Annotated in this window: 25 protein-coding genes; 7 read left to right on the forward strand and 18 right to left on the reverse strand. The window is 57.7% G+C overall.

Annotated elements, in window-relative coordinates:
* Positions 1 to 10 precede the first annotated feature (10 nt).
* Positions 11 to 1276, forward strand: coding sequence for a PTS sugar transporter subunit IIC (locus IFU29_RS09910; protein WP_191933790.1), 1266 nt, complete (start codon positions 11 to 13; stop codon positions 1274 to 1276).
* A 17-nt stretch (positions 1277 to 1293) separates the two neighbouring features.
* On the forward strand, positions 1294 to 1596 hold the full coding sequence (locus IFU29_RS09915; protein WP_191933791.1) for a hypothetical protein: 303 nt from the start codon (positions 1294 to 1296) through the stop codon (positions 1594 to 1596).
* Positions 1597 to 1769: 173 nt separating this feature from the next.
* Here the strand turns inward: IFU29_RS09915 and IFU29_RS09920 are convergent, their stop codons facing one another.
* From IFU29_RS09920 to IFU29_RS09940, 5 genes are all read right to left on the reverse strand, one after another.
* Positions 1770 to 3212 (reverse strand): 6-phospho-beta-glucosidase, encoded by a 1443-nt coding sequence (locus IFU29_RS09920; protein WP_191933792.1) that lies wholly within the window; start codon positions 3210 to 3212, stop codon positions 1770 to 1772.
* 66 nt (positions 3213 to 3278) lie between these two features.
* Positions 3279 to 4706, reverse strand: a complete 1428-nt coding sequence (locus tag IFU29_RS09925) for a glycoside hydrolase family 1 protein (RefSeq protein ID WP_191933793.1) — start codon at positions 4704 to 4706, stop codon at positions 3279 to 3281.
* A gap of 86 nt (positions 4707 to 4792) precedes the next feature.
* Positions 4793 to 5116: a PTS lactose/cellobiose transporter subunit IIA gene (locus IFU29_RS09930; protein ID WP_191933794.1), complete on the reverse strand. Its 324-nt coding sequence runs from the start codon at positions 5114 to 5116 to the stop codon at positions 4793 to 4795.
* On the reverse strand, positions 5116 to 6438 hold the full coding sequence (locus tag IFU29_RS09935) for a PTS sugar transporter subunit IIC (RefSeq protein ID WP_191933795.1): 1323 nt from the start codon (positions 6436 to 6438) through the stop codon (positions 5116 to 5118). The genes IFU29_RS09930 and IFU29_RS09935 overlap by 1 nt, the downstream gene beginning before the upstream one ends.
* Positions 6435 to 6758, reverse strand: a complete 324-nt coding sequence (locus tag IFU29_RS09940) for a PTS sugar transporter subunit IIB (protein WP_062745986.1) — start codon at positions 6756 to 6758, stop codon at positions 6435 to 6437. Before IFU29_RS09940 ends, IFU29_RS09935 begins: the two co-directional genes overlap by 4 nt.
* 165 nt (positions 6759 to 6923) lie before the next feature.
* Here IFU29_RS09940 and IFU29_RS09945 point away from each other — a divergent pair, with 165 nt between their 5' ends.
* Together IFU29_RS09945 and wzz(fepE) are read left to right on the forward strand one after the other, a co-directional pair.
* The gene (locus tag IFU29_RS09945; protein WP_191933796.1) at positions 6924 to 7946 is read left to right on the forward strand and encodes a LacI family DNA-binding transcriptional regulator; all 1023 of its coding nucleotides are present in this window, start codon (positions 6924 to 6926) and stop codon (positions 7944 to 7946) included.
* 287 nt (positions 7947 to 8233) lie between these two features.
* Entirely contained in the window at positions 8234 to 9376 is a 1143-nt protein-coding gene (gene wzz(fepE) / locus IFU29_RS09950; RefSeq protein WP_191933797.1) for an LPS O-antigen length regulator Wzz(fepE), read from the forward strand.
* A 45-nt stretch (positions 9377 to 9421) separates the two neighbouring features.
* Here wzz(fepE) and IFU29_RS09955 read toward each other — a convergent pair whose 3' ends face one another.
* From IFU29_RS09955 to IFU29_RS09965, 3 genes are read right to left on the reverse strand one after another with little or no spacing between them, the layout of a single operon-like run.
* Positions 9422 to 10717 carry a cytosine permease gene (locus IFU29_RS09955; RefSeq protein WP_191933798.1) on the reverse strand — a complete coding sequence of 432 codons (1296 nt, stop codon included), beginning with the start codon at positions 10715 to 10717 and terminating at the stop codon, positions 9422 to 9424.
* Positions 10718 to 10739: 22 nt separating this feature from the next.
* Entirely contained in the window at positions 10740 to 11429 is a 690-nt protein-coding gene (locus IFU29_RS09960) for a helix-turn-helix transcriptional regulator (protein WP_191933799.1), read from the reverse strand.
* Positions 11430 to 11453: 24 nt separating this feature from the next.
* Positions 11454 to 11864 carry a GNAT family N-acetyltransferase gene (locus IFU29_RS09965; protein ID WP_191933800.1) on the reverse strand — a complete coding sequence of 137 codons (411 nt, stop codon included), beginning with the start codon at positions 11862 to 11864 and terminating at the stop codon, positions 11454 to 11456.
* A 517-nt stretch (positions 11865 to 12381) separates the two neighbouring features.
* Here IFU29_RS09965 and IFU29_RS09970 point away from each other — a divergent pair.
* On the forward strand, positions 12382 to 13833 hold the full coding sequence (locus tag IFU29_RS09970; RefSeq protein ID WP_191933801.1) for a methyl-accepting chemotaxis protein: 1452 nt from the start codon (positions 12382 to 12384) through the stop codon (positions 13831 to 13833).
* A 6-nt stretch (positions 13834 to 13839) separates the two neighbouring features.
* Here the strand turns inward: IFU29_RS09970 and IFU29_RS09975 are convergent, their stop codons facing one another.
* The 3 genes from IFU29_RS09975 to IFU29_RS09985 all read right to left on the reverse strand — a co-directional run bounded on the left by IFU29_RS09975 (position 13840) and on the right by IFU29_RS09985 (position 17067).
* Positions 13840 to 14178, reverse strand: coding sequence for a hypothetical protein (locus IFU29_RS09975; protein WP_191933802.1), 339 nt, complete (start codon positions 14176 to 14178; stop codon positions 13840 to 13842).
* A gap of 85 nt (positions 14179 to 14263) precedes the next feature.
* Positions 14264 to 16411 carry a putative bifunctional diguanylate cyclase/phosphodiesterase gene (locus IFU29_RS09980; protein ID WP_191933803.1) on the reverse strand — a complete coding sequence of 716 codons (2148 nt, stop codon included), beginning with the start codon at positions 16409 to 16411 and terminating at the stop codon, positions 14264 to 14266.
* 188 nt (positions 16412 to 16599) lie between these two features.
* Positions 16600 to 17067 (reverse strand): Lrp/AsnC family transcriptional regulator, encoded by a 468-nt coding sequence (locus tag IFU29_RS09985; RefSeq protein ID WP_191933804.1) that lies wholly within the window; start codon positions 17065 to 17067, stop codon positions 16600 to 16602.
* 141 nt (positions 17068 to 17208) lie between these two features.
* Here IFU29_RS09985 and IFU29_RS09990 point away from each other — a divergent pair, with 141 nt between their 5' ends.
* Both IFU29_RS09990 and IFU29_RS09995 read left to right on the forward strand, forming a co-directional pair.
* Positions 17209 to 17631, forward strand: coding sequence for a DUF2000 domain-containing protein (locus IFU29_RS09990; RefSeq protein ID WP_191933805.1), 423 nt, complete (start codon positions 17209 to 17211; stop codon positions 17629 to 17631).
* 9 nt (positions 17632 to 17640) lie between these two features.
* A complete protein-coding gene (locus IFU29_RS09995) occupies positions 17641 to 18093 on the forward strand; it encodes an acyltransferase (RefSeq protein ID WP_191933806.1) in 453 nt (150 codons plus the stop codon).
* A gap of 55 nt (positions 18094 to 18148) precedes the next feature.
* On the opposite strand, the gene fecE is transcribed toward IFU29_RS09995, so the two are convergent.
* The 7 genes from fecE to fecI all read right to left on the reverse strand — a co-directional run bounded on the left by fecE (position 18149) and on the right by fecI (position 25806).
* The gene (gene fecE / locus IFU29_RS10000) at positions 18149 to 18919 is read right to left on the reverse strand and encodes a Fe(3+) dicitrate ABC transporter ATP-binding protein FecE (protein ID WP_191933807.1); all 771 of its coding nucleotides are present in this window, start codon (positions 18917 to 18919) and stop codon (positions 18149 to 18151) included.
* The gene (fecD, locus tag IFU29_RS10005; protein ID WP_191933808.1) at positions 18919 to 19881 is read right to left on the reverse strand and encodes a Fe(3+) dicitrate ABC transporter permease subunit FecD; all 963 of its coding nucleotides are present in this window, start codon (positions 19879 to 19881) and stop codon (positions 18919 to 18921) included. The genes fecE and fecD overlap by 1 nt, the downstream gene beginning before the upstream one ends.
* Positions 19878 to 20870, reverse strand: a complete 993-nt coding sequence (fecC, locus tag IFU29_RS10010) for an iron-dicitrate ABC transporter permease FecC (RefSeq protein ID WP_191934044.1) — start codon at positions 20868 to 20870, stop codon at positions 19878 to 19880. Before fecC ends, fecD begins: the two co-directional genes overlap by 4 nt.
* Positions 20870 to 21775, reverse strand: coding sequence for a Fe(3+) dicitrate ABC transporter substrate-binding protein FecB (locus IFU29_RS10015; protein ID WP_191933809.1), 906 nt, complete (start codon positions 21773 to 21775; stop codon positions 20870 to 20872). Before IFU29_RS10015 ends, fecC begins: the two co-directional genes overlap by 1 nt.
* Positions 21776 to 21840: 65 nt before the next feature.
* Positions 21841 to 24201: a TonB-dependent Fe(3+) dicitrate receptor FecA gene (gene fecA, locus IFU29_RS10020; RefSeq protein WP_191933810.1), complete on the reverse strand. Its 2361-nt coding sequence runs from the start codon at positions 24199 to 24201 to the stop codon at positions 21841 to 21843.
* A gap of 113 nt (positions 24202 to 24314) precedes the next feature.
* Positions 24315 to 25286, reverse strand: a complete 972-nt coding sequence (gene fecR, locus IFU29_RS10025) for a ferric citrate uptake sigma factor regulator FecR (protein WP_191933811.1) — start codon at positions 25284 to 25286, stop codon at positions 24315 to 24317.
* Position 25287: 1 nt separating this feature from the next.
* The gene (fecI, locus tag IFU29_RS10030) at positions 25288 to 25806 is read right to left on the reverse strand and encodes a ferric citrate uptake sigma factor FecI (RefSeq protein WP_191933812.1); all 519 of its coding nucleotides are present in this window, start codon (positions 25804 to 25806) and stop codon (positions 25288 to 25290) included.
* Positions 25807 to 25864 lie beyond the last annotated feature (58 nt).

Below are 25864 nucleotides of genomic sequence, written 5' to 3' on the forward strand. Positions count from 1 at the left end.
GGGGAGTATTATGTCTTTCCTTACTTTTATTGTCCATGATGTGCTGGGGCAGGCGTCAATTCTTATTTCATTGATAGCCATGATTGGTCTGATCGCCCTGAAAAAAAGTCCGGGTCAGGTTATTACCGGCACATTAAAAACGTTACTGGGTTTTTTAGTGCTGCTCTCCGGAGCCAGTATTATTGTTGCCACACTGACCTTTCTCGGCGATATCTTCCAGAAAGGTTTTAATATGCGTGGCGTGGTCACCGATGTCGGCTCGATTGCCGGTATCGCGCAGCAAACGCTGGGGCGCGAAACGGCACTGATTATGGTGGTCGCTTTTGTCGTTAACATCCTTATCGCCCGGCTGACACGCTATAAGTACATCTTCCTGACCGGGCAGGCTTCCCTGTGGATGGCGACGGTGTGCTCGGTGATCGGCTATATGGGCGGGCTGCGCGGTGTGGAACTGATCCTGCTTGGCGGGGGGATCGCCGGGGTGATGGCGGTGCTGATGCCGGCGATTGCCCAGCCGATCGTACGTAAGATCACCGGCGGGGATGATATTGCCCTCGGCCATTTCTGCACCATCGGCTATATGGTGCAGGCCGGGGTGGCAAAAGTAACCGGTGACGTCAGTAAAAGTACGGAAGATGTGGAGCTGCCGCAGGCGCTGTCATTCCTGCAGGACACCTATCTGTCAATGATGGTGGTGATGATCCCGATCTATCTGATCCCGGCAGTGGCGGCCGGGCCAGAAGTGGTGGCGGCGTCGTCTAACGGCGTCAATTATCTGGTCTACAGCTTCCTGCAGGCGATCCAGTTTGTGGTGGGGGTGTACGTGCTGCTGGCGGGCGTGCGCCTGCTGCTGGCTGAAATTGTGCCTGCGTTTCGCGGTATTGCGCTGCGCATTGTTCCGGATGCGGTTCCGGCGCTCGACTGTCCGGTGCTGTTCCCCTATGCGCCGAATGCGGTGATTATCGGCTTTATTTCCACCACGGCCGGTGCGGTGATCGGGATGTTTCTGTTCCCGTGGGTGGGGCTGGCGATGATCCTGCCGGGAATGCTGACCAACTTCTTTGCCGGCGGTACTGCCGGGATCTTCGCTAACGCGGTCGGCGGACGACGCGGGGCGATCATCGGCGGCGTGTTCCACGGGCTGTTTATTACGCTGCTGCCCGCCCTGCTTCTGCCGCTGCTCGGCCAGTACGGTTTCCAGAATGTCACCTTCAGCGACTCGGATGTGATCGGGGTCGGGCTGGTGTTTGGCCATATCCTTAACTTCTTTCACTAATTGATTCAGGAGGCTTTATGGATGCCATTGATAAGATCTTACAGCAGGCGTTGCCAGCCAGAGACTGTGCAGAGGCGCTGAATGAGCTGGGTAAACAGTTTATGGCTGCGGGAGACAGCGACAGCGCCATTCAGTGCTGGCAGGAAAGTATGTCGCGCTACGGCAAACCGGGTTTTGCCCAGGCGCAGCTGATGAAAGCTTATAACGCTAAACGCCGTGCCTGTTCACAGGCGGGTGACGGTCAGGGGGTGGAACGCTACTCGGAAAAAATCGACGCGTTGATGCAGCAGAGCAAGGATGCGATCCGCTACGGATTTTGAAAGGTAACGCTGGCGGTGATACCGCTAACCGGGTTGGGATGCCTGCCTGCATGCTGTACCAGACGGGATCTGCTGGCCGGACCGCGATGGGATCTGTACCGGTCAGCAGTGAAGAAAGGAAGGATGTTCCCCGGGGCGACGCTTTTTTCCGGTCGCCCCGGTTTGGCGTTCTGTTACAGATCCGCGCCGTTGCTGGTAATCACCTGCTTATACCAGTCGAAGCTTTTCTTTTTCGAACGGGCCATCGTGCCGGTACCGTCATCGTTTTTATCCACGTGGATAAAGCCGTAACGTTTGTTGTACTGGCCGGTGGTGAACGATACGCAGTCCAGGCAGCCCCACGGGGTGTATCCCATCAGGTCCACGCCGTCTTCCAGTACCGCAATTTTCATCTGTTCGATATGGGCTTTCAGATAGGCGATGCGGTAGTCATCGTTGATCTGGCCGTCGGCTTCAACGGTGTCGTAGGCACCAAAGCCGTTTTCAACGATAAACATCGGCTTCTGATAGCGTTCCCAGAAGGCATTCAGCGTATAGCGCAGGCCTACCGGGTCAATCTGCCAGCCCCAGTCGGATGCTTTGACGTGCGGGTTCGGACGGCTGCCCGGGAAGCCTTCGATATGGCGTCCGTCGTCGCTGTCTTTAGCCGAGTACTGCACCGCATTACTCATGTAGTAGCTGAAACCCAGGTAGTCGGCACAGCCGTCGCGCAGCGCCTGCTCATCCCCGGGCTGCATCTCAATCTGGTAGCCCTTACGCTCCCACTCTTTCAGGATGTAGGAGGGGTAGTAGCCGCGCAGATGAACGTCACCGAACAGGTAGCGCTCACGCATCGACTCCTGTGCAAACATCACATCGTCTGGATGGCATGACCACGGATAGAGTGGGACGATGGCCAGCATACAGCCGATCTGCAGGTCAGGGTTGATCTGGTGGCCCAGCTTCACCACCTGCGCACTGGCCACAAACTGGTGATGCAGTACCTGATACATCGCCTGCTCGGGTTTTTCGTGCTCGTTAAAAATCACCCCGGAATTACAGTAGCCAAACAGCGGGTAGCGCCAGTTACGCTGGTTGTTGATCTCGTTAAAGGTCATCCAGTATTTTACTTTGTGCTGATAGCGTTTCAGCACCACTTCGCTGTAGCGCACAAAGAAGTCCACCACTTTACGGTTCAGCCAGCCGCCGTACTCTTTCACCAGATGCACCGGCATCTCGAAGTGGGACAGGGTGATCACCGGCTCGATACCGTGCTTCAGCAGTTCGTCAAACAGGTCATCATAGAACTTCAGTCCCTCTTCGTTAGGCTCCTGTTCGTCACCTTTAGGGAAAATGCGCGTCCAGGCAATCGACGTGCGAAAACACTTAAAGCCCATCTCGGCAAACAGCGCGATATCTTCTTTATAGCGATGGTAAAAATCCACCGCCAGGTGGTTAGGGTAGTGGTGCGCCGGATCGATACCGTCGGTGATCACCCGGTCAACGCCGTGCGCACCGCCGGACAGGACATCCACAATACAGGGACCCTTACCGCCCTGATCCCAGCCGCCTTCAACCTGGTGTGCTGCGACCGCGCCGCCCCATAAAAAATCTTTTGGTAATTGCTGCTCTGACATAATCCGTCCTTTCTGGTGAGATTAACAACGTCTGTAAAAAAACCGTGCCGCAGGGCACGGTGAGAATTAATAATCGATCGCTTTATCTAAGTTCGCGCCGTTGGTGTTGATCACCCTCTGATACCAGCTGAAGCTTTTCTTACGGTAACGTGCCAGATCTTTCAGATCGTGTTCGTCACGGTTGACGTAGATAAAACCATAACGCTTGCTGATCCCCTGATGGGTGCTGACCAGATCGATCGCCGACCACGGACAGTAACCGAAGATCTCCACCCCGTCGCTGATGGCTAACTGCAGCTGTGCCAGATGATCGCTGAGGTAAGCAATGCGATAGTCATCATGGATCTTATTGCCCGCCGCCAGCTCGTCGAACGCACCCAGACCGTTTTCGGTGACAATCAGCGGCAGGTGGTAGCGGTCGTAGATCTCGCGTGCGGTAATGCGGAAGCCGACGGGGTCAACGTACCAGTTAAACTGGTTTTTCTTCAGGTGCGGGTTATTGGTGCCGACGTACACGCTTTTATCAATGCCCGCCATCTGCTGGTCCACTTTCTGCAGCCCTTCACCTTCGCTGCCCAGTTCGGCGGCGACGGTGGCAGAGGCATAATAGTTAAAGGCAATAAAGTCCGGCTTCGCCTGTTTCAGCAGCGTCATATCGCCCTCGGTAATGGTAGGCAGCCAACCTTTTTCCTGCATAAAGCGCCAGGCGATGGTGTTGTAACGGCCATAGCAGGCGAGGTCGAGGTACAGCCAGTTGCGGATCGACGTGAAGTTATTGGCTGCCAGCATGTCTTCCGGTTTGGCACTGGCCGGATAAACGCAGGAAATATTCGGGGCCGGGCCGATTTTTGCCGCCGGCAGAAGCTCGTGGCAGGCGATCATCGCCCGCGCCTGAGCCAGCATCATATGGTGATTCTGCTGATACAGAGTCTTATGCGGGTCAGGCGTTCCCTCCGGTAGCGTACCGATGACGTCCCCTTTCAGGATCATCATGTTCTGCTCATTGATGGTCAGCCAGTATTTCACCCGGTCACCAAACAGCGCGAAGCAGGTACGGGCAAAATGTTCAAAGGCGGTAATCGTGGCCGGATCTGACCAGCCGCCTTTCTCCTGCAGCGCCCACGGCAGGTCAAAGTGATACAGCGTGACCAGCGGCTCAATCCCCTTATCGGTCAGAGCGGTGATCAGCTTCTGATAGAACTCAACGCCTTTAGCATTAATTTCCCCGGTTCCCTGCGGAAACAGCCGACTCCAGGAGATCGACAGGCGGTAGGTTTTCAGGCCCAGTTCAGCGAACAGTGCCACATCCTCAGCGAAGCGGTGGTAGTGGTCGCTGGTGACGGTAAAGTCGGTCAGGCGTGGATCAAAACGGGCTTTATCAATGACCGATGGCCCTTTACCGTCCTGGTCTGAAGCGCCTTCAGCCTGATAGGCTGAGGTCGACGCTCCCCATAAAAATCCGTCAGGGAAGGGCGTAAGCTCACGATATTGCATCCTGTTCTCCTTGCGTTTTGGACGGGGCAGGCGTGCCTGACCCCCGGGGACGAAATTGTCTGTCACGGACCGGGCGGAACACAGGGTCAGCCCTTTTGTTTCAACGCCTGCACCTCGCGGTGCAGAAGAATGATCTCTTCGGCCAGTTCGCGGCACAGCATGGCGTTCATCAGATGGTCCTGGGCATGCACCAGAATCAGATTGACCGGCACCTTACCGACGCCCTCGTCAGCACCGATCAGCGCCGTCTGGATTTTATGCGCCGCCCTGGCGGCGGCACCGGCGGCAGCCAGGTGGGCATCTGCTTCCTGCCAGTCATAACTGCGCGCAGCGCGCAGCGCCTGCATGGAGCATGAGCGGGCTTCACCAGCATGAATGATCAGCTCCATCACCGTCGTTTCCATATCCATTATCGGTTCTCCACGGCGTTCAGTTCGGCTTCTGCCGGTGCCGGTTTTTCCTGTTTTAACAGTTCGCGTTCGTACATTTTGAAGAAGGGATAATAAATCAGCGTTGAGACCACAATCAGCACGCCAACCAGGATAACCGCGCGGAAGTCCCAGCCGGTAGACCAGGCGGCACCAATCGGGCCGGGGGTGGTCCAGGGGGCCAGCGACACCACGTGGTTCACCAAATCGGTACGCGTCGCCACCCAGGCAATGATCGCATTGACCAGCGGGGCGGTAATAAAGGGAATAAACAGCAGCGGGTTCATCACTACCGGGGAACCGAAGATAATCGGCTCGTTAATGTTAAACATGCTGGGAACCAGGCCCAGCTTACCGATAGAGCGAAGGTGCGCTGAACGGCTGCGCAGATACAGGAACACCAGCCCCATGGTGGAACCGGACCCACCAACGACAATAAAGAACTGCCAGAAGGGTTCGATAAAGATCTGCGTAATCGGCTCACCGGCATTCAGCGCCTGCTGGTTAATCCCGAGATTGGTCAGCCAGAAGGCCTGCAATATGCCGCCGACGATCACCGCGCCGTGGATACCGGCAAACCACAGCAGATGGCAGAGCAGCACGGCAATCAGTACCGCAGGCAGCGAGTCAGAGGCGGAGATGATCGGTTTGAAGACCGCCATAATTGCCTGCGGCAGCAGCATGCCGAACTGATCCTGTACCAGCAGGCTGAGCGGGAACAGCGTCAGGAAAATGGCCAGAATGGGGATCAGCAGATCAAACGACTGCCGGATCTTCGGCGGCACCTGCTCCGGCAGCTTAAAGCCAATATTGCGCTTCTGCAGAAAGTGCATCAGCTCGGTGGAGTAGAGGCTGACGATAATCGCCGTAAAGATGCCTTCTCCCCCCAGCGATCCCACCGGCAGCGCGCCATTGCTCTGGGGGGCGGCCACTAACAGGAAAGACATCAGCGACAGACAGGCGGCCATAAAGCCATTCATCTTGTAGCTGATAGCGAGGTTGTAGGCGATGGCGGCGGCGATATACACCGCCATGATGCCCATGGTCATGTTGTACGGCATCATGATCTGCGCGGAATGGCGTTCGACCATCCCCAGCCACCAGCGGGCAAAGGCCCACTGGCTGTCGGCACCAAACGGCGGATGGGCGAACAGCAGCATAAACGAACCGACGATCAGGAACGGCATCGAGGAGATAAATCCGTCTTTGATCGCCACCACGTGGCGCTGGCTGGACAGCCTGGCCGCGATGGGGCTGATCTGGTTCTCAATCACACCGAACAGGGACTCGCTGAAGCGACTCATTGCTGGGGCCCGCCGTTCTGGATCATCGCCAGCGCTTCCGTGAGGATCTTTTCACCGTTCATCATGCCATAATCCATGGTGTTGATGACCGCAATGGGCTTATTCAGCTCATCAGCCAGCGGCTTAAAGTCCACCAGCTTATATTTAATTTGTGGGCCCAGCAGACAGCAATCATAGTCGGCTATCCGCTCATTAAACTCGTCCAGACCGACGGCATTAATCTCTACGGCAATCCCTTTTTCTTTAGCGGATTTTTCCATCCGCTGGACGACCATGCTGGTGGACATACCTGCAGCACAACAGAGTAAGATTTTATTCATGGTTGTTCTCCGGTCTGGGTTTCCTTAATAAATAGCCGAAAGGAACCTGTTTCTGCAACCGGTTTCATATTCAATAATTTGTTCTGTGAGCAGGATCGCAAAGGTATGGGAGTACGATAAAACAGGCTATTATGACCACAAGAGTTTCGCTTTCAGGATGCCACAATGATTACCATGCTGGACGTTGCAAAGAAGGCGGGCGTGTCAAAAGCGACCGTATCCCGGGTGCTGGCGGGAAACAGTTACGTCAGCAAAAGCACCCAGGACAGAGTATTTAAAGCGATAGAAGAGACCGGCTATCGGCCAAATTTACTGGCGCGTAATCTGGCGACCAGCAAATCACAAAATATTGGTCTGGTGGTCACTAATACGCTGTATAACGGCCCCTATTTTAGTGAGCTGTTATTCCAGGCCGCCACGGTGACGGAACAGCATGGCCGACAGCTGCTGCTGGCAGACGGCAAACATGATGCCCGCCAGGAGCGCCAGGCCATTGAGTTTTTACTCGATCTGCGCTGTGATGCGATCATTATTTATCCCCGTTTTCTCAATACCACTGAGCTGGATGAGATTATTGAAAAAACCCATAAACCGATCATTGTGGTAAATCGCCAGCTGGAAAAGCACCCGCAGCACTGTGTTATTGCCGCCCATGAGCAGAACACGCTGGATGCCGTCAACTATCTGGTGTCCCGGGGGCATCGTGATATCGCCTTTATCACCGGATCCCCCGGTTCCCCTACCGGCATCAGCCGCCTGAACGGGTATACGCAGGCCCTGCGGGCGCACCATATCGCCTTCGACGAGCAGCGCGTGGCGCAGGGAAGTTGGTCATTACAAAGTGGCTATGAGGCGGGGCTCGCGCTGCTGGAGCAGGGCGCAGCATTTACCGCGCTGGTGGCCAGCAACGATGATATGGCGATAGGTGCCGCGAAGGCGCTCTCTGCCGCCGGTAAGCGTATTCCGCAGGATGTTTCCCTGCTCAGTTTCGATGATATCCCCATGGCATCATTTTTTGTCCCGCCGCTGACCACCGTGCATGTGCCGGTCGGAGAGATGATTATGCATACCCTGGAAAAGCTGGTGATGATGCTGGATGGCCAGTCCGCAGAACCCTTGCCGCCGTTTAACGGCCAGCTGATCGTGCGTGATTCCGTGGTGGCCGGACCCTATCTGGGCCGAACCTGACCCCCCATTCAGGGACACGATTGGGTTTTACAAGCTGTTTGCAAACCTGAAAAATGTCCCTGACCTAAAGAGATTCTTACTTAACGTTAATATCACAAGGTTATTATCGCCTTAAATAACATTGCCCATATTTGTATTTCATCGCCGCTTTTTTATTGATTTGACGTGAAGAAATTATGATAATACGCGCGATAAAATCTATCTTAATTCTCTGAACGTTGTATGGAAATACGATGCGTGTATGCTGTCGGTTTTCCAGTACCCGGTCGCCTTAAAGGAACGGAATCATGAGTGACATCAAAATGGATGATATTTCATCTGCACGTCCTGGTAATCAGGCACTGAAGCCCTATGTGCATCAGGACGATGAACTCGATCTGCTGGGGTTACTTAGTATTCTGCTTAACCGTAAGTTTTTGGTGATGGCGCTTACCGGACTGGCCGTGCTGGCCGGGGCGGGCATCAGTTATATGATACCGCAGCGCTGGACCAGTTCCGCTGTGCTGGTGCCCGCAGAGGCACCACAGCTGCGCAGCATGGAAAAAATCCTGACCGAACTGAACGTACTGGATATTAAAACGGATATCACCCCCGATTCGCTGCTGTCAGACTTTATGCGTAACTTTGATTCGCGCAGCCTGCGCGAGAAATATCTGGTCAATACGACTTATTTTAAAGAGCTGGCAAAAGACAAGGCGGATACGCCGGATACCCGTAACCATCTGGTGAATGCCATTTTGCAGGGGAATATCGATTCGCACAGCTCAATACAAGATAAAGATGCCGCGAAAAAAGAGTATCGCTACTACGAAATTAAATACACTGCCGAAAACCCCGTTGCCGCCCGCGATCTGCTGGAGGGGTACATTAATTATGTCGCAGATGTGGTGCAGAGTGAGTTACATCAGCGCATTAACTACCAGATTGATATGCTAAAAGGCAAAGCGATCGGACAATATAATCTGGATGTCAGCCGTGCCGAAAACGTCCACCGAATCAAACTGGAGCGTTTGCAGTACGCGCTGCAGATTGCTAACTCCGCCGGGCTGAAGCAGCCGTCGTGGAGCAATGGCCGTACAATTCAGGATGACCCGGACTTTTCGGTGACGCTGGGTGCGGATGGCCTGGCGCGCAAGCTTCAGATTGAGCAGGCGATCTCCGATCCTGCCCGGCTGAGTGCCGATTTACAGAACCGTCGTCTGTATATTGAAAAACTGAACGCGGTGAAAATTAATGAGCTGCACGTTGAGCCGTTCAAATACATGCGCGCACCCTATGAGCCTATCCAGCGCGATGCGCCAAAACGGTCGATGATTGTTCTGCTGTTTGGTCTGGCGGGGCTTATCGCCAGCTGCAGCTACGTGTTGCTGAACCATGCGATGAAAAAGCGCAGTCAGCCGGTTGATCTCCTGCCGAAACGCCTGAATTAAACCCCTAACCGGGCAGAGCATGCTGCTGCTGCCCGGTTCACCGGTTTACACCGCTGGGGTCACTGCCCGGTTGCGCAGGGCCAGACACAGCACATAATAAATGACGCAGGAGACCAGCAGCGAGTTAATCGTTGGCACCCCCCACTCGGTCACCAGGCCAATCACACTGCCAATCAGCGTGGCGATAATCGCCGTCCAGCCAATCACCGGTGTTTCGCTCTCACCCGGTAATTTTCCTTCAGCCCGGCTTCTGTCCAGCACGGCACGATGGGAACGCAGCAGCAGGTAATCGACCAGCATAATGCCGAGGATTGGCGGGAATACCACGCCCAGTATGGTGAGGAAATCGACGAAGCGGTCAAGGATGCCAAGTACCGAAAGCAGCGTACCTAACACACCAATCGCCAGCGTGGTGTGACGATATTGCAGCTTCCTGCCACTGATGCCTTCCACGGCGTTAATCACCCCCAGGGAAGAGGAGTAGAGGTTAAGATCGTTCACGCGCAGCGTGGAGAGGATCACCACCAGTAGTCCGACGCCGCCCGCCACCTGTGACATGATGGTCACCACATCGGCGGTTTGCAGCGTACGGGCAATCATGATCGCCAGGCCGTTAACGATAAACTCACCGGCAATGATGGTCAGCAGCGTCACGCCAGCGACATGCTTAGAAGATCGGGAATAGCGCGTCAGATCCGGCGTCATCAGACTGGCGACAATCGCGCCGCCCACCACCATGGTGATTGCCGCGCTGATGGTCAGCGGGCTGCCCATCGGTGGCAGGTCAATAATCTGTTGCAGGGTATGCCCGGACAACGTCTGGAAAGAAATAAAACCGACCAGGCAGATAAACAGCGGCACCGCGATACGCGCCGTGACGCGCAGCGCTTTAAAACCGAAGGTCACCAGCACGGTCAGCAGCAGACCGGAAAGCGTGGCGGCCAGCGGGAAGCCCAGCACACCACCGAGGGCGAAATTCAGCGACTTGGCAAAGATGGCATTCTGAATGCCAAACCAGCCCAGCAGGCTGACGGCCACCACCAGCCCAATCAGGACGGAACCAATACGCCCGAAGCCACACCAGCGGGCCAGCAGGCTGCCTGAGATCCCTTCCTTCATCCCGGCGTAGCCCAGACCGAAGGTGACAAGACCAAAAATCACGCTCCCGGCCAGGATCGCCAGAAACGCCGAAGCGAGACTCATGGAGTCGCCCAGCACCGCCCCCAGCATAAACTGGTCGAGAGCGGTTAGCATGCCCATATGGACAACGGCAACGCTTAAAAAAGAGACGCGTTTATTTTCAGGCACGCGACTGAGTGGGTAGTCTTCAATACGAATCAAGATGAGTTTCCTTCGCAAAAAATCAAATAAACTGGATGCCCTTTTCGATCAGACGATCCGGTATAAAATTATCCAACCCGGCATGGCGGCAATACTCTTCAAACTGGCTCAGGGTATGCACCCCGGCCTTCTGATAGATGTTATAGATGCGGTTTTCTACCGTGCGGTGGCTGAGGTTATAAATCCGCGCAATCTCCTTAGTCGATAAGCGCTGCAGCATCAGAAACAGCGTATCCAGTTCGGAACGGGTAAACAGGTCATTGCTGACTTCGGTGGTCAGTACCCCGGGTTTTTGCTGCGTGATGTACTTCAGGGGTGACATGGTATCCAGCAGTTTGGCGTTCCACGCAATGCCAATAAACTCCCCGTCTGCATCGTGCAGCGGTATCTTCTCGCTGACGTAGGGCGTTAAGCTTTTCTGGCCGAACCAGTAATGGGTTTCAATCACCGCCACGCGGCCGTTAGAGGCCAGCGTCCGGCGATCGTGTTCCACCAGCGCTTCTTCACACTCGGCCCATGAGGCGGGAAAATCGCTGTCCAGCTGGCCTTCGATATTGAATTTCTGCGGCGTATTGGTATACAGATACGCCGCTTTATTCATATAAAGATGGCGCGACGCGGGATCTTTAATACCCCAGGGTTCGGATAAGTGTTCCATCATGGCAATCAGCGCACTGAAGTTTGCCCGTGCTTTATCGTCCGGCAATTCCATTTTTCCCCCTGAGGACTGCCTCGGTTAAATCTTTTTCGCCAGGTAGTGGCGGGTATGCAGATGCGCATAATCGCCAAGCTCGCCGTAAGGCGAATAGCCTAATTTCTCGTAAAACCCTTTTGCCTGAAAATCAAAGGTGTCGACGTAAGCCATATGACAGCCACGCTGTCTGGCTTCTTCTTCTGCCGCCAGCATCAGCTCACGGCCCACACCCTGACCCCTGCAGGCATCGCTGACCCACAGATACTGGACTTCCAGCCCGCCCCACCAGGTTCTTGCCACCAGGCCTGCCGTAATCTGCTGATTTTCATCACGCTGGGTCAGGAAAAGCGGGTGGATATCTACGGGGGTGGTTTTGGCATTGTGCTGCCACAGGCTGTCGATGACGAACGCCTCATCGGCGGCAGATGGACGATCGGTAACGGTAATTTTCATTGGCCTCATGCTCTCATTATGCGAATAATAATTAATAAGATTACTTGTACATTACCAATGCGTAATTATCATTTTAATGCGTCTGTGACAAGAGTGTTTTCCCCCCTTACACCAGCGTGGAAAAACGCTTATGGTATGCCTCACGGACGGCACTGCTATGCAGACACGACTAATATCCTGTCGTCCTTCCAATTTGGCAAGGCAATCTTTAGCCTCACCAGGGAAAATTACACAGCACGCCTCTTTTTCAGCGACCAAAACAGCGGCGGATGAAAGAGCGATAAATAAAGAAGTCTGATACTGATGAAGGTCGTCACTTCAGTAAATCTTTTCAAAGTACCTGTTTTATCGAAAAAGCCGCTCACAGAGCGGCTTTTTTTATCGTTCACTTCCCCGTCCGACCCTCTCCTGCGGCTCCTGCCGATCTGCACACGTTAAAAAGAAGTAAAGTTTGTAATGGTTTCTGCCGTTAATACTTTTTTAAGGATGCGTACTCTATATTGACAGGGAGAACAGTATGATCGGTGCATCGTTACCTCCGGCCACTGCCGGGAACAGTGAGATTCATTCTCTGGAGAAAATCTGGCGTCAGGCTGACTTGCTGATGCTTTTTTTATCGTGGGGGATGTGGGGCATCGCCTGCGTGATCGGTTGGCTGATGGGGACATTCCTGCTGGCACTGATCGCCGGTGGCGCGCTGGCCATCATTGCCACGCTGATTCGTTTTGCCGGGCCTGGCCGTCTGTTCACCCGGCTGTGGTTTGCCTTTACCCTGCTGGCCTTTTCTGCCCTGTTTATTCAGCTGGGCAAAGGGGAAGTGGAATACCACTTCTCTATCTTTGTTCTTCTTTCCGCCTTACTGGCCTATCGCGACTATCGTCCGCTGCTGATGGGGGCCGCTACTGCCGCCGTTCACCACACCCTGTTTAATTACCTGCAGGAACATGACCTTTACGGCATTGTCTGCTTTACGCATCCCGGCTTTCATATGGTGGTGTTCCACGCCCTGTTTGTTGTGGCGCAGACAGCGATCCTGATCTTCATCGCCCACCGCATGGCGGCGGATGCCCGTGCGGCCTGTGAGGTAGCAAAACTGGCCGCATGGATCAATCGTGAGCCAGGTCGTCTGACCCTGGCGCAGGAAGATAACCGCAGTAAAACCGCGTTTGCCCGCACCTTCAGCAGCACGCTGGGGACCATGCGCAGCACCCTGAACCAGGTGAGTGAAGGGGTCAGTACGCTGCGCGAGGAGTCTGTCAGCATTCTGCAGCGTAACGCTGCGCTCTCTCAGCGTACCGACGAGCAGGCCCGCGCACTGGCCGTAGCCGCTGGAGCGATGGAGCAGATGAGCGAGGCGGCAGCACTCACCAGCGAAAAGACCCATACGGCACAGCAGCTGGCGCAGGGGGCAAACCAGGTAGCCCTGCGCGGCGGGGACAATATTGCCTCTGCGGTCAGTTCGATGGCGCAGATAGAGCAGGAGTCGCAGCGCATTAATGTCATCCTTGAACTGATTGACAGCATTGCATTCCAGACCAATATTCTGTCGCTGAACGCCTCAGTCGAGGCCGCGAATGCCGGTCAGCACGGCAAGGGCTTTGCCGTGGTGGCGGCAGAAGTGCGTATCCTGGCCGGACGGTGCGAAAATGCGGCGAAGGATATCCGACACCTTATCTCAACCTCTGTGGAACGTACCCAGAGCGGAACCGTACAGGTGGCTGCGGCGGGTGAAACCATGCAGGAAATTATTCATACCATTAATGGCCTCAACAATCTGGTGCGCGAGCTGGCCGGGATGAATGACCAGCAGCTCAGTCGTATTACGCAGATGAAGGAGAGTGTGGAGAGCATCGATCTCAGCGTGCAGCATAACCAGCAGCACGTCGCCGAAACGCTGGAAGTGGCGCAGCAGCAGCAGCGCCAGGCAGAAGCGGTACAGCAGGCGATCGCGGTGTTCCGCTTCACCTGATCGTCCTCAACGCCCGGCGGCAGCCATCACCTGAATACAGCTGTCGATGCCTCTGGCCGCCGCGGCCTGTTGATCGGCACTCAGTGCCTGATATTTCTCAATCGACGCCCGGCCAGACCGGTCGTCATAGCTGATCTGCTTGATCGAGTAAGCGCTGTTTTCATTAATGATGACGGTACGGATTTTATTGACGAAATCCCGATCGCTGGTGGGCGCACCGAGGGCGACGACCGCCGCGCAGGCTGCGGCATCATAGTGAGGATCGGGCGCCGGGCTGCGGAACATAAACCACCACAGGGCCAGGGCGGCAACAGCCAGCATCAACAGCGGGAACAGCTTTTTCATGACCAGAACTCAAATTCACCCGGGCGGGCTATCAACAGGGGCGCATTATACGGAGAAATCATCCTGTAGCGACCGAAAACCGTTTTCATGCGTTTGCGCATTCAGGCGACATCTTTTTCAGCAGGGCATGGAGCTGGTCAGCCGGCTGCGGTTTACTGAGCAGGAATCCCTGTAACCTGTCGCAGCCCGCTGAGGCCAGCATCAGCCGTTGCTCCTCGGTTTCTACCCCTTCGGCGGTCACGGTAATGCCCAGGCTGTGACCCAGATTGATCACTGACTCCACGATGGTGGCCGAATTTTCCCTGACGCCCAGTGACTGTGTGAATGCACGGTCAATTTTAATGGTGTCGACCGGGAACTGCACCAGATAGCTCAGGCTGGAGTAGCCGGTGCCAAAATCATCCAACGCAATGCAGAATCCGGCAGCACGCAGCGTTTTAATCGTTTTCAGCGCCAGCTGCGCATTTTCCATCAGCACACCTTCGGTGATCTCCAGCTCGATCTGCTGCGGGTTAATGGCATGCCGCGCGATGATCGCCATCATATAGTCAACAAAGCCCGGGGCGAGGAACTGCAGGGGAGACACATTCACCGCCACGATCAGTCGGGGGCAGGTGATGGCCAGCAGACAGGCCTGCTCCAGCACCCACTCTCCCAGAGGAATAATCAGCCCGGTCTCTTCGGCAACTGGCACAAATTCCGCCGGAGAGATCGCCCCGAGCTGGGGATGATGCCAGCGCAGTAGCGCTTCGACGGCAATCAGCCTGGTGCCGCTGACATCCATAATCGGTTGATACCACTGCATCAGACCGCCGCTGTTCTCCAGTGCCAGGCGTAGCTCCTGCGCCAGTCGCTGACGCTTTTGCAGGGCTTCATCCATGGCCGGAACAAACAGGCAGTAGCGGCCGCGCCCTTCCGCTTTGGCCGCATACAGGGAAATATCCGCTTTACGCATCAGCTCCAGCCGATCCCTGCTGTGGCGGGGCGATAGCGCCACGCCGATGCTGACACCCACCCACAGCGTGTGGCCGCGCAGCGTCATCGGTTCGGCCAGGCGGGCAATAATCTGCTGACATACCTCCGCCACCTGCTGTTCATTTTCAACCTCACTGATCATCACCACAAACTCATCCCCGCCAAGACGCCCGACGGCATGGTTGTCGGGCAGCAGCGAGGAGAGCCGCCGGCCGACCTCGACGATCAGATCGTCTCCCGTAGGGTGGCCGTAGGTATCGTTGATCATTTTGAAGCGGTCGAGATCGAGCAGCAGCAGCGCCAGCGAGTGGTTTTTGCCCGGCAGCGAGGACAGCCGTTCCCGGAGCTGCTCTTCAATCCAGGCGCGGTTAGGTAACCCGGTTAACACATCATGGCGCGCCAGATGGCGGGCGTGAGCTTCACTGGCGGCCAGGCGGCGCATTGAGCTGGAAAGCCTCAGTGAGGCGTGCCACAGGCGGCGGGTCATAATAATACACATCAGTGAAATACTCAGGATGGCCACCGCAATCAGCGGGCCGGTCACTATCAGCATCTGGCTGCCGGGGCGCATGGGAACCCACGACACGCTGCTGACCGGGATGCCGGCTGCCGATGTGAGAAGGAACCCTGCGCTGTTGTCCCGATCGGGGTCATTAGGGGTAAAACGGAAATGGCTGACGACGCCGCGATGCTCAAGGAAATCGATAAAGCTGTGATGCAGGTAGCGGATAAACACCAGCGTTTTACCGGTATTATCGGGCAGGGGGCCGATCGCCACTTCCGCCACCCGGCCGCGCAGGCGGATGAAGTCACGCGTCATCTCTGTCTTTGCTGGCGGTGGCAGAACATGGTCCAGCGACAGCGCGATGGCCGCAAAGCCGGAGGGGGAAACGGGTTTGCCTTGCTGCCAGCTGACCAGTGGACGGTGCTGGTTATCCAGCAGATAGATTTCGTTGTCACCGGCAAGATTAAAAAGCCAACTGCCAAACTCAGTGGGTTTTTGAATCTGATCGATTAGATCCGGCCTTTTCAATAGCCCTTTATGCTGTAGCGCATAATCATCCAGGTGCTGGGCAAGAATGTTTTGAATCACCTGCTGCTGTTTTTCTTCTGCTTTTGCATTGCTTTGTGCTGTCACCCACCATGCGGTAAGGCCGCAGCCAAAAAGGGAAAAAAGCACTACCGCTACCACCGGTACGACCACATTACGCCTGAATTCACGACGTAATTCAGCAACCGTGCTGTATTCGATTTTCATTGACCTTCCAGGATGTACGCGTCGCAACCTCAGGAAACTACTGGACCTGTAAAGCGCAAACATTACCGCATTGTCTATTATTGGCAAAGTTAAAGAGGTTATACATCTCTGTTTATCTGAATTCTCGGGGCATCCTGCCTGACGGGGGCGCGGGTGAACGAGGTGGGCCTCACCGCCTGCCGCTCTGTTTACGCTTTCACCGGGTAGCTGGTCAGCGACTTGATCTCTTTCAGTACAAACATACTCTGCATCTCTTTGATCCCCGGCAGACGGCGGACAACGGCCATGGCAAAGTCCGCGTAGGCATCAAGATCGCGGGCAACGACCTGAAGCAAAAAGTCGGCATCGCCGCCGATGCTGTAACAGGCCACCACCTTTTCCAGCGCAGTCACTTCCTGCTCAAACTTGCGGGCTTCAGCCTCACTGTGGCTGTCGATCGACACGCGTACAAAGACCATCACCCCCAGTCCGATTTTTTTGCGGTTGAGCACCGCGCGGTAGCCCTGAATGACTTCGTCTTCTTCCAGTTTGCGCACCCTGCGCCAGCAGGGCGAGGCCGACATACCGATCTCATCGGCCAGCGTCTGGTTAGTCATACGCGCATCGTCCTGCAACAGCGCGAGAATTTTCATATCAACAGCGCTTAAGGTCGTCATGTCAGATTCTTTCCATTTAGTGTGTTATTGGGGTTTATTCTGCCCTTTTTTTGCAGTTTAACAACGGATTCAGACAAAATTTTCCTGCCAGGCCGGGCGATAATAAGGACGTTATTCTCTGACTTACTTGAGGACTTTTTGATGAAATTTGACGCCAGTCAGCACCGATGTACGATTATTATCAACAGCCAGCTCAGCCCCGGACTGGCTATGAACGCCGCCAGTGTGATCGGTATCAGCTTTGGCCGTACGGTTGAAAACCTTGTCGGACCGGATCTGCACAGCCTTGATGCGGTCAGTTATCCCGGGGTGATTTATGCTCCCCTGCCGGTTTTACGGGCGGAGGGCAGCTACGTGCAGCAGCTGCTGGCGATAGCCGGGCAGGACGATGAGATGGTCGCCATGCCGTTCAGCGCCCTGGCACAGTCGTGCCGGACCTATGAGGAATATGGCGAACGGATTTCTGCCGTCCCCAGCCCGCAGATTGCGCTGGTGGCGATTGGCCTGCTCGGTCCGAAAAAGAAAATTACAGCACTGACGGGAAGTCTGGCGCTGTATAAATAGAGGGTGATAATGAAAATTATTAACAGCGAAATTCGTGATGTGATATCGGGTCAGAATGTACGGGTGATGACGCCAGCCAACCTGTATCAGTGTGAGCTGCACGACGATGTATTTATCGGTCCGTTTGTTGAAATTCAGAAAGGATGCGTCATCGGTCGCGGCAGCCGCATTCAGTCACACACGTTTCTCTGTGAAAACGTCACGCTGGGGGAGCACTGCTTTATCGGGCATAACGTCACCTTTGCCAACGATCTCTTCCACAGCGGGAAGCCCGATGCCGATGCGCAGAACTGGATCACTATCACGCTGGGCGACGGTGTGACCGTGGGCAGTGGGGCCACCATCCTGACGGAAACGGTGTGCAGCGGGGCGGTGATCGGTGCCGGGAGCGTGGTGATCAGGCCGGTGACCATAAAAGGGATCTATGCCGGCAACCCGGCCCGGCTGATCAGGACGTTATGATCGTTTCGGGCCGGGCGAGAGAAAAAACCGGTCCCCGCGCCTGACCGGAACGCCGTCAGCGCACCACGCACATCGGGCGCCCTGAGGCCGGTTCGGGGTAAATCTGTGCATCAATACTGAACACCTTCCTTAGCAGCGCCGGTGTCATCACCTGTTCCGGCGTCCCGCTGGCCACAATCTGTCCGCCAGACATCAGCACCAGTTGGTCGCAGTAGCGGCTGGCCTGATTCAGATCGTGCAATACGGCAACCACGGTTTTCCCCTGCTGCTGCTGGCGGCGCAACAGGGCCATCAGCTCCACCTGGTGGTGTATATCGAGCCAGGTGGTCGGCTCATCCAGCAACAGCAGGGGCGTGTCCTGTGCCAGCATCATGGCGATAAAGACCCGCTGACGCTGGCCCCCTGACAGCTCGGTGACATTTTTCCCGGCCAGATCGGCTATCTGCGCGTCGTCCATCGCCGTGGCGATCAGCCTGCGGTCTGCCGACGAGGGGCGGCCAAACAGATTCTGCCACGGGCTGCGGCCGTAGCCGACCAGTTCCTGCACGGTCACCCCTTCCGGCGCAATGTGCTGCTGGGGTAACAGGGCCAGCGTCTGCCCGAGCTGGCGGGCGCTGAAGCTGTTCAGTGGCTGACCATTCAGACGGACTTCTCCTGAGCCTGGTCGCAACAGCCGCGAAAAGCAGCGTAACAGGGTGGATTTTCCGCATCCGTTCGGGCCGAGCAGAGCGGTAATCTTAGCCGCCGGCAGCGTCAGCGAAATATCCTGCAGGACAGGCGTGCTGCCATAGCCAGCGTGAAGCCGTTCAGCGGCAATCTGCGTCATCAGCGGGTCCTCATTAACAGCCAGAAAAAGTAGGGGGCACCAATAATGGCGGTCAGCACGCCGGCGGGCAGTTCAAGGGGCGGGTGCAGCGTGCGTGCCAGTAGGTCGGCCAGCAGAAGCAGCAGTGCGCCGACCAGCATTGAGGCCGGTAGCAGCCAGTGGTGTCGTCCGCCGATCAACCGCCGGGTAAGATGCGGGGCCACCAGACCGATAAAGCTTAAGGGGCCACACAGCGCAACGCTGACCGCCGCTAATGCGACGGCCAGCAGCAGGGCACGGTGTGGAGTGGCCGGCAGGGCAACCCCGAGAGTGTGGGCCTGCTCCTCACCCAGCGCCAGCAGATCGAGATCGCGGCACAGCAGCAGACTGAGAGGGAGCAGTAGCAACAGCCACGGCAGGGCCACCCAGACAAACGGCCAGCCACGTCCCCACAAGCTGCCGGTGAGCCACAGCAGCGCCTGGTTTATCTCCAGCGGACGTGACAGCATCAGATAGTCGGTGACGCTGGCATAGAGCGCGGTCAGCGCCACACCCAGCAGCGCCAGCCTTAACGGGGCGCTGTGGCCGGCCAGCCTTCGCAGCAGTACAAAGGCCAGCAGACCCCCCGCAAACGCCAGCAGCGGCAGCCACAGCACCGGCAGGGCCGGGAACAGCATTAGTGCGCTCACGGAGCACAGCCCGGCGGCGTGGTTCACGCCCAGAATTTCCGGCGAGGCCAGCGGATTGCGGATCACGCCCTGCACCAGCACCCCGGAAACCGCCAGTGCAGCACCGACCAGCAGCGCCAGCAGGGTGCGGGGCAGGCGATACTCCATCAGGGCGAAGTGGCGACTGTCGGCAGGATCCAGCGCCTGGCGCAGGGCGCTGAAGCTTAAGGTTTCGCTGCCGTAGCGCAGGGACAGCACCAGGGCCAGCAGTACCAGCACCAGCAGCACGGTGAGCATCAGACGTGGCGATCTCATGTGCGCCTCCGCACCAGCCAGACGAAGAAGGGCGCCCCAATCAGCGCCAGTACCGCGCCGGCGGGCAGTTCGGCGGGATACGTCAGGCCGCGTGCCAGCAGATCAGCGGCCAGCATCAGCAGGGCGCCCAGCAGCATCGCCGCCGGCAGCATCACGCGCAGATCGTGGCCGACCCACGCCCGCGCCATATGCGGCACCAGCAGCCCGAGGAACGCCACCGGCCCGGCAACGCTGACGCAGCTGCCGACCAGCAGCACCACCACGATATTGACCAGCAGACGCAGGCGGCTGAGATTAACACCCAGCGTGCGGGCGCTGTCGTCGCTGACGCGCAGCAGATTAAGGCGTGCAGCCAGCAGCCAGGCCAACGGGGAGAGCAGGACCGTAAACGGAAACAGCTGCCAGAATTCACGCCAGCGCACGTGGGATACGCCGCCCGCCAGCCAGTGCAGGATGCCGTACGCGTGATCTTCGGCCAGCAGAAGCGTGGCTTTCGTCAGGGCGGCGCACAGGGCTGACACCGTCACCCCGGCCAGGATCAGGCGGCTGCGGTCACCCGCCTGCTGCCAGCCTCTGCCCAGCAGCATCACCAGCCCCCAGCTCACTCCACCGCCGCAGGCCGCCAGCAGCGCGATACTGTACCCGGCGACCCAGGAAGGGTTGTACGCGCTGGCCAGAACCATGGCCAGTGAGGCGCCAGCATTAATACCCAGCAGGGAAGGGGACGCCAGCGGGTTACGCGTCAGGGTCTGCAACAGGCTGCCCGCCAGCGCCAGGCTGGCCCCGAGCAGCATCGCGACCAGGCTGCGCGGCAGACGGAGATTAAGCACCAGCGCCTGCGGCAGCGAAGGGGGGCGTCCGGGAAACAGGGCGCTCAGCGCCTGCCACGGGCTGACGGGCACAGGTGACCAGCAGAACAGCGACAGCCAGAACGTCAGGAGCAGTGCCAGCAGCGGCAGGCCCCACGCCAGCAGCGGGGTCTGGCGCATCATTGCGCAACGGGAACCGGACGGTGATGGAGAAGGGCGACCAGGTCGCTGGCGATATGTTCCGCCGCAAACAGCCCGCGCATTCGCGCCCAGACGTTACTGTCAACGGCCACCACCTGATGACGCTGCGCGGCTTTCAGCATCGGCCATAGCGCATCCTGCTGCCAGTCGCGCACGATGCTCTGCTGGCGGTAGTGGGCGACAATCAGCCAGTCCGGGTCGGTGGCCAGCAGCTGTTCCAGGTTAATGCTGGCCATCGCCGCCTGCCCCACCGGCTGCGGCACCTTCATCCCCAGCGCTGCCAGCACGCTGCCGGTCCAGGACTGGCTGCTGTAGAGGTTGAACTGCTGTTCTCGCGAGGTGCCGAACACCACCGTCTGGTTTTTGGGCAGTTCGGCGGCAAAGGCCTGCATGCGCTGGTGATGCTGAGTCAGGCGCTGCTGCATTTCACCGTCTTTCCCGACAACCTTGCCAATAATTGCCGCAGATTGCAGATTTTCGGCCCAGGTCTCATTGCGTGACTTCAGCATCAGCGTCGGCGCGATGCTTTTCAGCTGCCCGAGAATACCGCCGTGGCGGGCTGCGTCGGCAATAATCAGGTCCGGCTTCAGCGCCGCAATCACTTCCAGGCTGGGCTGGGCACGGGTACCCACCGACTTCCACGGCTGGATGCGCGCCCGCACCTCCGGCAAAATGCGCGTCGGATCATTGTCATCCGCCACGCCCACCGGACTGACGCCGACGGCGGCCAGCGCATCCACAAAGGACAGCTCCAGCACCACGACGCGCTGCGGCGTTTTATCCAGCGTAAAGGGACCGTTGCTGTCCTGTACGGTCACTGCCCGGGCGACAGGCACGATGGCCAGCAGGGTGCTGAACAGAATAAGGATGAGTCGCGTTAGCATGTTTCCTCCGGATCACAGAAACGAAAAGCGAGCTGCCGTAACGCAGCCCGCTGGGGGACGAACGATCAGAACTTCACCGAGCCCTGCATATAAATCGTGCGCGGCTGACCGGCGTACAGGCCCTTGTTATTGTCTTCGGCGGCACGGGTAAAGTAATGATGGTCGAGGATATTTTTCACCCCGATGCCCAGATTGAGGTTGGCGAACTGCGGGCCAAAATCATAGCTGGCGCGCGCGCCCCACAGCATAAAGCCGGGTATGCGGCCAAGGCTGCCATCCGCACTCTCATCCTGCGTGTTGGCGTTGTCCGCGTACTGACCAGACTGATATTCGCTGTTGACGTTAAAGGTCCAGCTTCCACTGAGGTAATCCATCCCCAGCGTCCCCTTATGCTTCGGTGAAAACGGCACCTGATTGCCATAGTTATCCCCGGCCTGACGGATCACCGCATTCACGTAAGCATAGCTGGCGGAAACGGAGAGGTTTTCCAGCGCCGGCGAGACATCGCCCAGGTCATAACGCAGCCGGCTTTCCAGCCCGCTGTGGCGGGTTTTTCCGCGTGAGGTCACGCTGTCGTCAGTCTGGTTAGACTCATACTGGTTGCTAAAGTTAATCAGGAACAGGCCCACTTCCGCCTGCAGAGCCTGGTTATCAAAGCGGGTACCGACTTCCCAGGTCCGCGCCTTTTCCGGCTCAATGCTGCCGCTGCTGACCGCCTTGCCAATCTGGCTGTACTGCACGGTGCCGAAGGAGCCTTCAGTATTGGCATACAGGTTCCACGACTCGTTGAGGTGATACAGCACATTCAGCGCCGGGAGCGGGGCGTTATAGCCAATCTCCTGTCTGCCGTCTTTGACGTAGTCGTTCTGATACGACTGGATATGCTCATAGCGCATGCCCGGCGTCAGGGTCCAGTTACCCACGTCGATGCGGTCATCAATATACCAGGCGTGCGCCTCGGTGCCGGACTGCGTATCCCGGTCGTACGGGCTGTTGCCGGTGGGCAGTCTGCCGCTGCTGGCCGGGCTGGTGTAGCGCACTTCGTGGGTGGATTCACTGACGTAGCGGTAGCCGACGCCCACTTCATGGGCGGTTTCCCCGAGGGTGAAGCTCTGACTGTAGCGCGGCTCCACGCCGCGCACCCAGTATTCACGCGGTGACAGCGTCAGGTTTTTTCCCTGATCGAGATAGCCGCTGCGCAGGGTGTTGGTGTAGAAGGTCAGAACCGAAAACTTGTGCTGTGTGTCCGGCTGATACTGATAGCCGAGGCTGGCCAGCTGGCGGCGGCCCCAGAACTCGTCGTACGGGCGGGTGGACTGGAAACGGTCAGCGTTGTAGTCGGCGCGCGACAGGCCGCCCGGCATCTGCGCCCGGCCTTCATAGTATTGCAGCAGGCTGGTGAAGGTATGTACCTCGTTTGGCGCATAGCGGGTTTTCAGCATCACGTCGTCGATTTTGGTCGAGCTGTGTTCGCGCCAGTCGCTGCCCCGGGTGCCGGAGTAGAGCAGCGCCGCGCCGAGGCCGTTATCGGCGGTGCCGCCGATCATCAGGTTGCCGCTGCCTTTGGGATCGTGCTGGCTGGAGGTCGGGCTCTGTAACCCTTCCATTCCGGCTTCAATGCCAAATTCCTTCGGGATGGCGCGGGTGACAAAGTTCACCACGCCGCCCACGCTCTGCGGTCCGTAGCGCACGGCACCGCCCCCACGCACCACGTCGACGGCATCCATATTCCCGAGCGATACCGGGGCCAGCGACAGCTGCGGCTGGCCGTACGGGGCGAACGGCACCGGAATACCGTCCATCAGAATAGTTGAGCGGCTGGCCAGACGCGGATTAAGGCCGCGAATGCCAAAGTTCATCGCCATATCATGGCTGCCCGTGCCGTTATTTTCCGGGGCGTTGACGCCGGGAATACGGTTCAGTGCTTCGCGCAGGGTGGTGGCACCGGTTTTGGTAAAGTCCTCACGGCGGAGCACATCACGCGCCCCGGCATGTTCGAAGACGTCATTCTCACGGGCTTCGGCCAGCCAGTCACCGACCACGGTCAGCGTTTCGGCGGGGGCTGCTGCTGGCACCGGCGTCACCGTCCACGCGTTATTACCCAGTGATTTCCCCTGCAGACCGCTGCCGTTGAGCAGGGTTTGCAGACCCTCTTCTGGCGTATAGCGGCCGTTCAGCCCCGGGCTTTGTTTACCCTGCGTCAGTGACGCGTCGAGTGACAGGGTGATGCCGGAACGGGCTGCAAACTGGTTCAGCGCGCTGTCGAGATCGGTGGCGGCAATCTGATAGGCCTGGGGCGTGGCCGCTGCTGCTGCGGCAAAAGGTGCCGCCAGCAGGACGGCAGGGATCAGCGCGCAGTGAAGCGCGATAGCCAGAGGTGTTGCCTGGTAAAAAGCGTACTGAATGCGGGGGCTGGGTTCAGACATGACCGTCTCCGAAAAAAATCATTTTTATGTGGTGTACTACAGGAGTCGGATAAGCAGCGCAAAAGGGACAATCGAAATGAAAATATTTCTTATTTTTATTCAGCGTCAGGGATTCAGGCGGCGCTGACCCTGACCCAGTAACGGCTGCGGGTATGAACGGCGATCGGTAACGTCTGCGCCAGCACCCGCAGTAGCTGGTCGGTATCGCGCAGCGGAAAGGTGCCGCTGACGCGCAGATCGGCGGCGCTGGGGTCGCAGCTCAGTATCCCGTGGCGATAGCGGGCCACCTCGGCAAGCACCTCCGACAGGCGGCGATTGCTGACGGTTAACAGGCCCTGCGTCCAGCTGATATCGCCAGGCGTTAATGCGCGGACGGGGTCAAAGGCCCGGTCGGTAAAGCGCAGCGTCTGGCCTGCCTGCACGCGGATTTTCTGCTGAGGGGCGGCGTTAAGCGTGACTTCGACCGCATGCTTTTCTACGGTCAGCTGCGTCTGATGCTCCCACTGACGTACGCTGAATGCCGTGCCCAGCGCACGCAGGCTGCCCTGGCGGGTGGTGACCCGAAACGGACGCTGCTGCGCGTCCCTCGCCGTGTTAATGGCGATCTCCCCCTGCGCCAGATGCAGCACACGCTGCTGCGGGCTGAAAGCCACGCTCACGGCGCTGGCGGTATTGAGCTGCAGCTGTGAGCCATCGTCCAGCCGGACCTGACGCTGTTCGCCGGTACCGGTGTGGTAGTCGGCCCGCAGGCCGACGCCGGTCGGGGACTGCCACAGCTGCCAGCTGGTGCCGCCGACACCCAGCAGCACCAGCAGCGATTTCAGCACCCGGCGGCGGGTCAGTTGCGCGCTCTGCTGCGCCTGATGCAGCGTCTGATAGCTGAGATGGCCCGGGATGTTTTTCAGCTCTCCCTGCAGGGATTCCACGCGCTGCCAGGCCCAGCGGTGGTCTTCATGCTGCTGATACCATGCCTGCCATTTTGCGCTCTGCTGCGGGGTGATCTCCCCGGCGCACAGGGTGGCGAACCAGTGCGCCGCCATTTTCAGCGCCAGCTTCTGCCGGTCACTGACCGTTTCATGCCTCATGTCAGCCCAGCCCCAGCCGGAACAGCAGGCAGTGTTCAGTGGCTCTGGCCATGTATTTTTTCACCGAACTGACGGAGACGTTCAGCTGGCCGGCAATCTGCGCATAGGTCAGCCCTTCCAGCTGCGACAGCAGAAACGCCTGGCGCACTTTTACGCCGAGTCCGTCGAGCATCGCATCAATTTCCTGCAGCGTTTCCAGTAGCTCATGCTGAAGCTCGGGGGAGGGCACCTGCGCTTCCGGCAGCTGTTCCAGCATCTCCCGCCAGGCGCGTTCCAGCGCATTGCGGCGGAAAAAGTCGACCATCACGCACCGGGCGACGGTGCAGAGGAAGGATTTCGGTTCGCGGATATCCTGGGCGCTGCCCCCGAGCAGCACCCGAACAAAGGTATCCTGAGCCAGATCGTCCGCATCGCAGCTGGAGCCCAGCTTGTGCTGCAGCCAGTGGCGCAGCCAGCGGTGATGCGTCTGATACAGGGTGTTAAAAGCGTCGGCAGCCAGCGGCGCCGTCAGCGTTGACATAAGAAGTTACATCGCCCGGCAAAAAAATGACGGTGAGAGGATAATTGATAATGGTTAT

This window comes from Erwinia persicina (assembly GCF_014838825.1).
Taxonomy (GTDB): Bacteria; Pseudomonadota; Gammaproteobacteria; order Enterobacterales; family Enterobacteriaceae; genus Erwinia; species Erwinia persicina_A.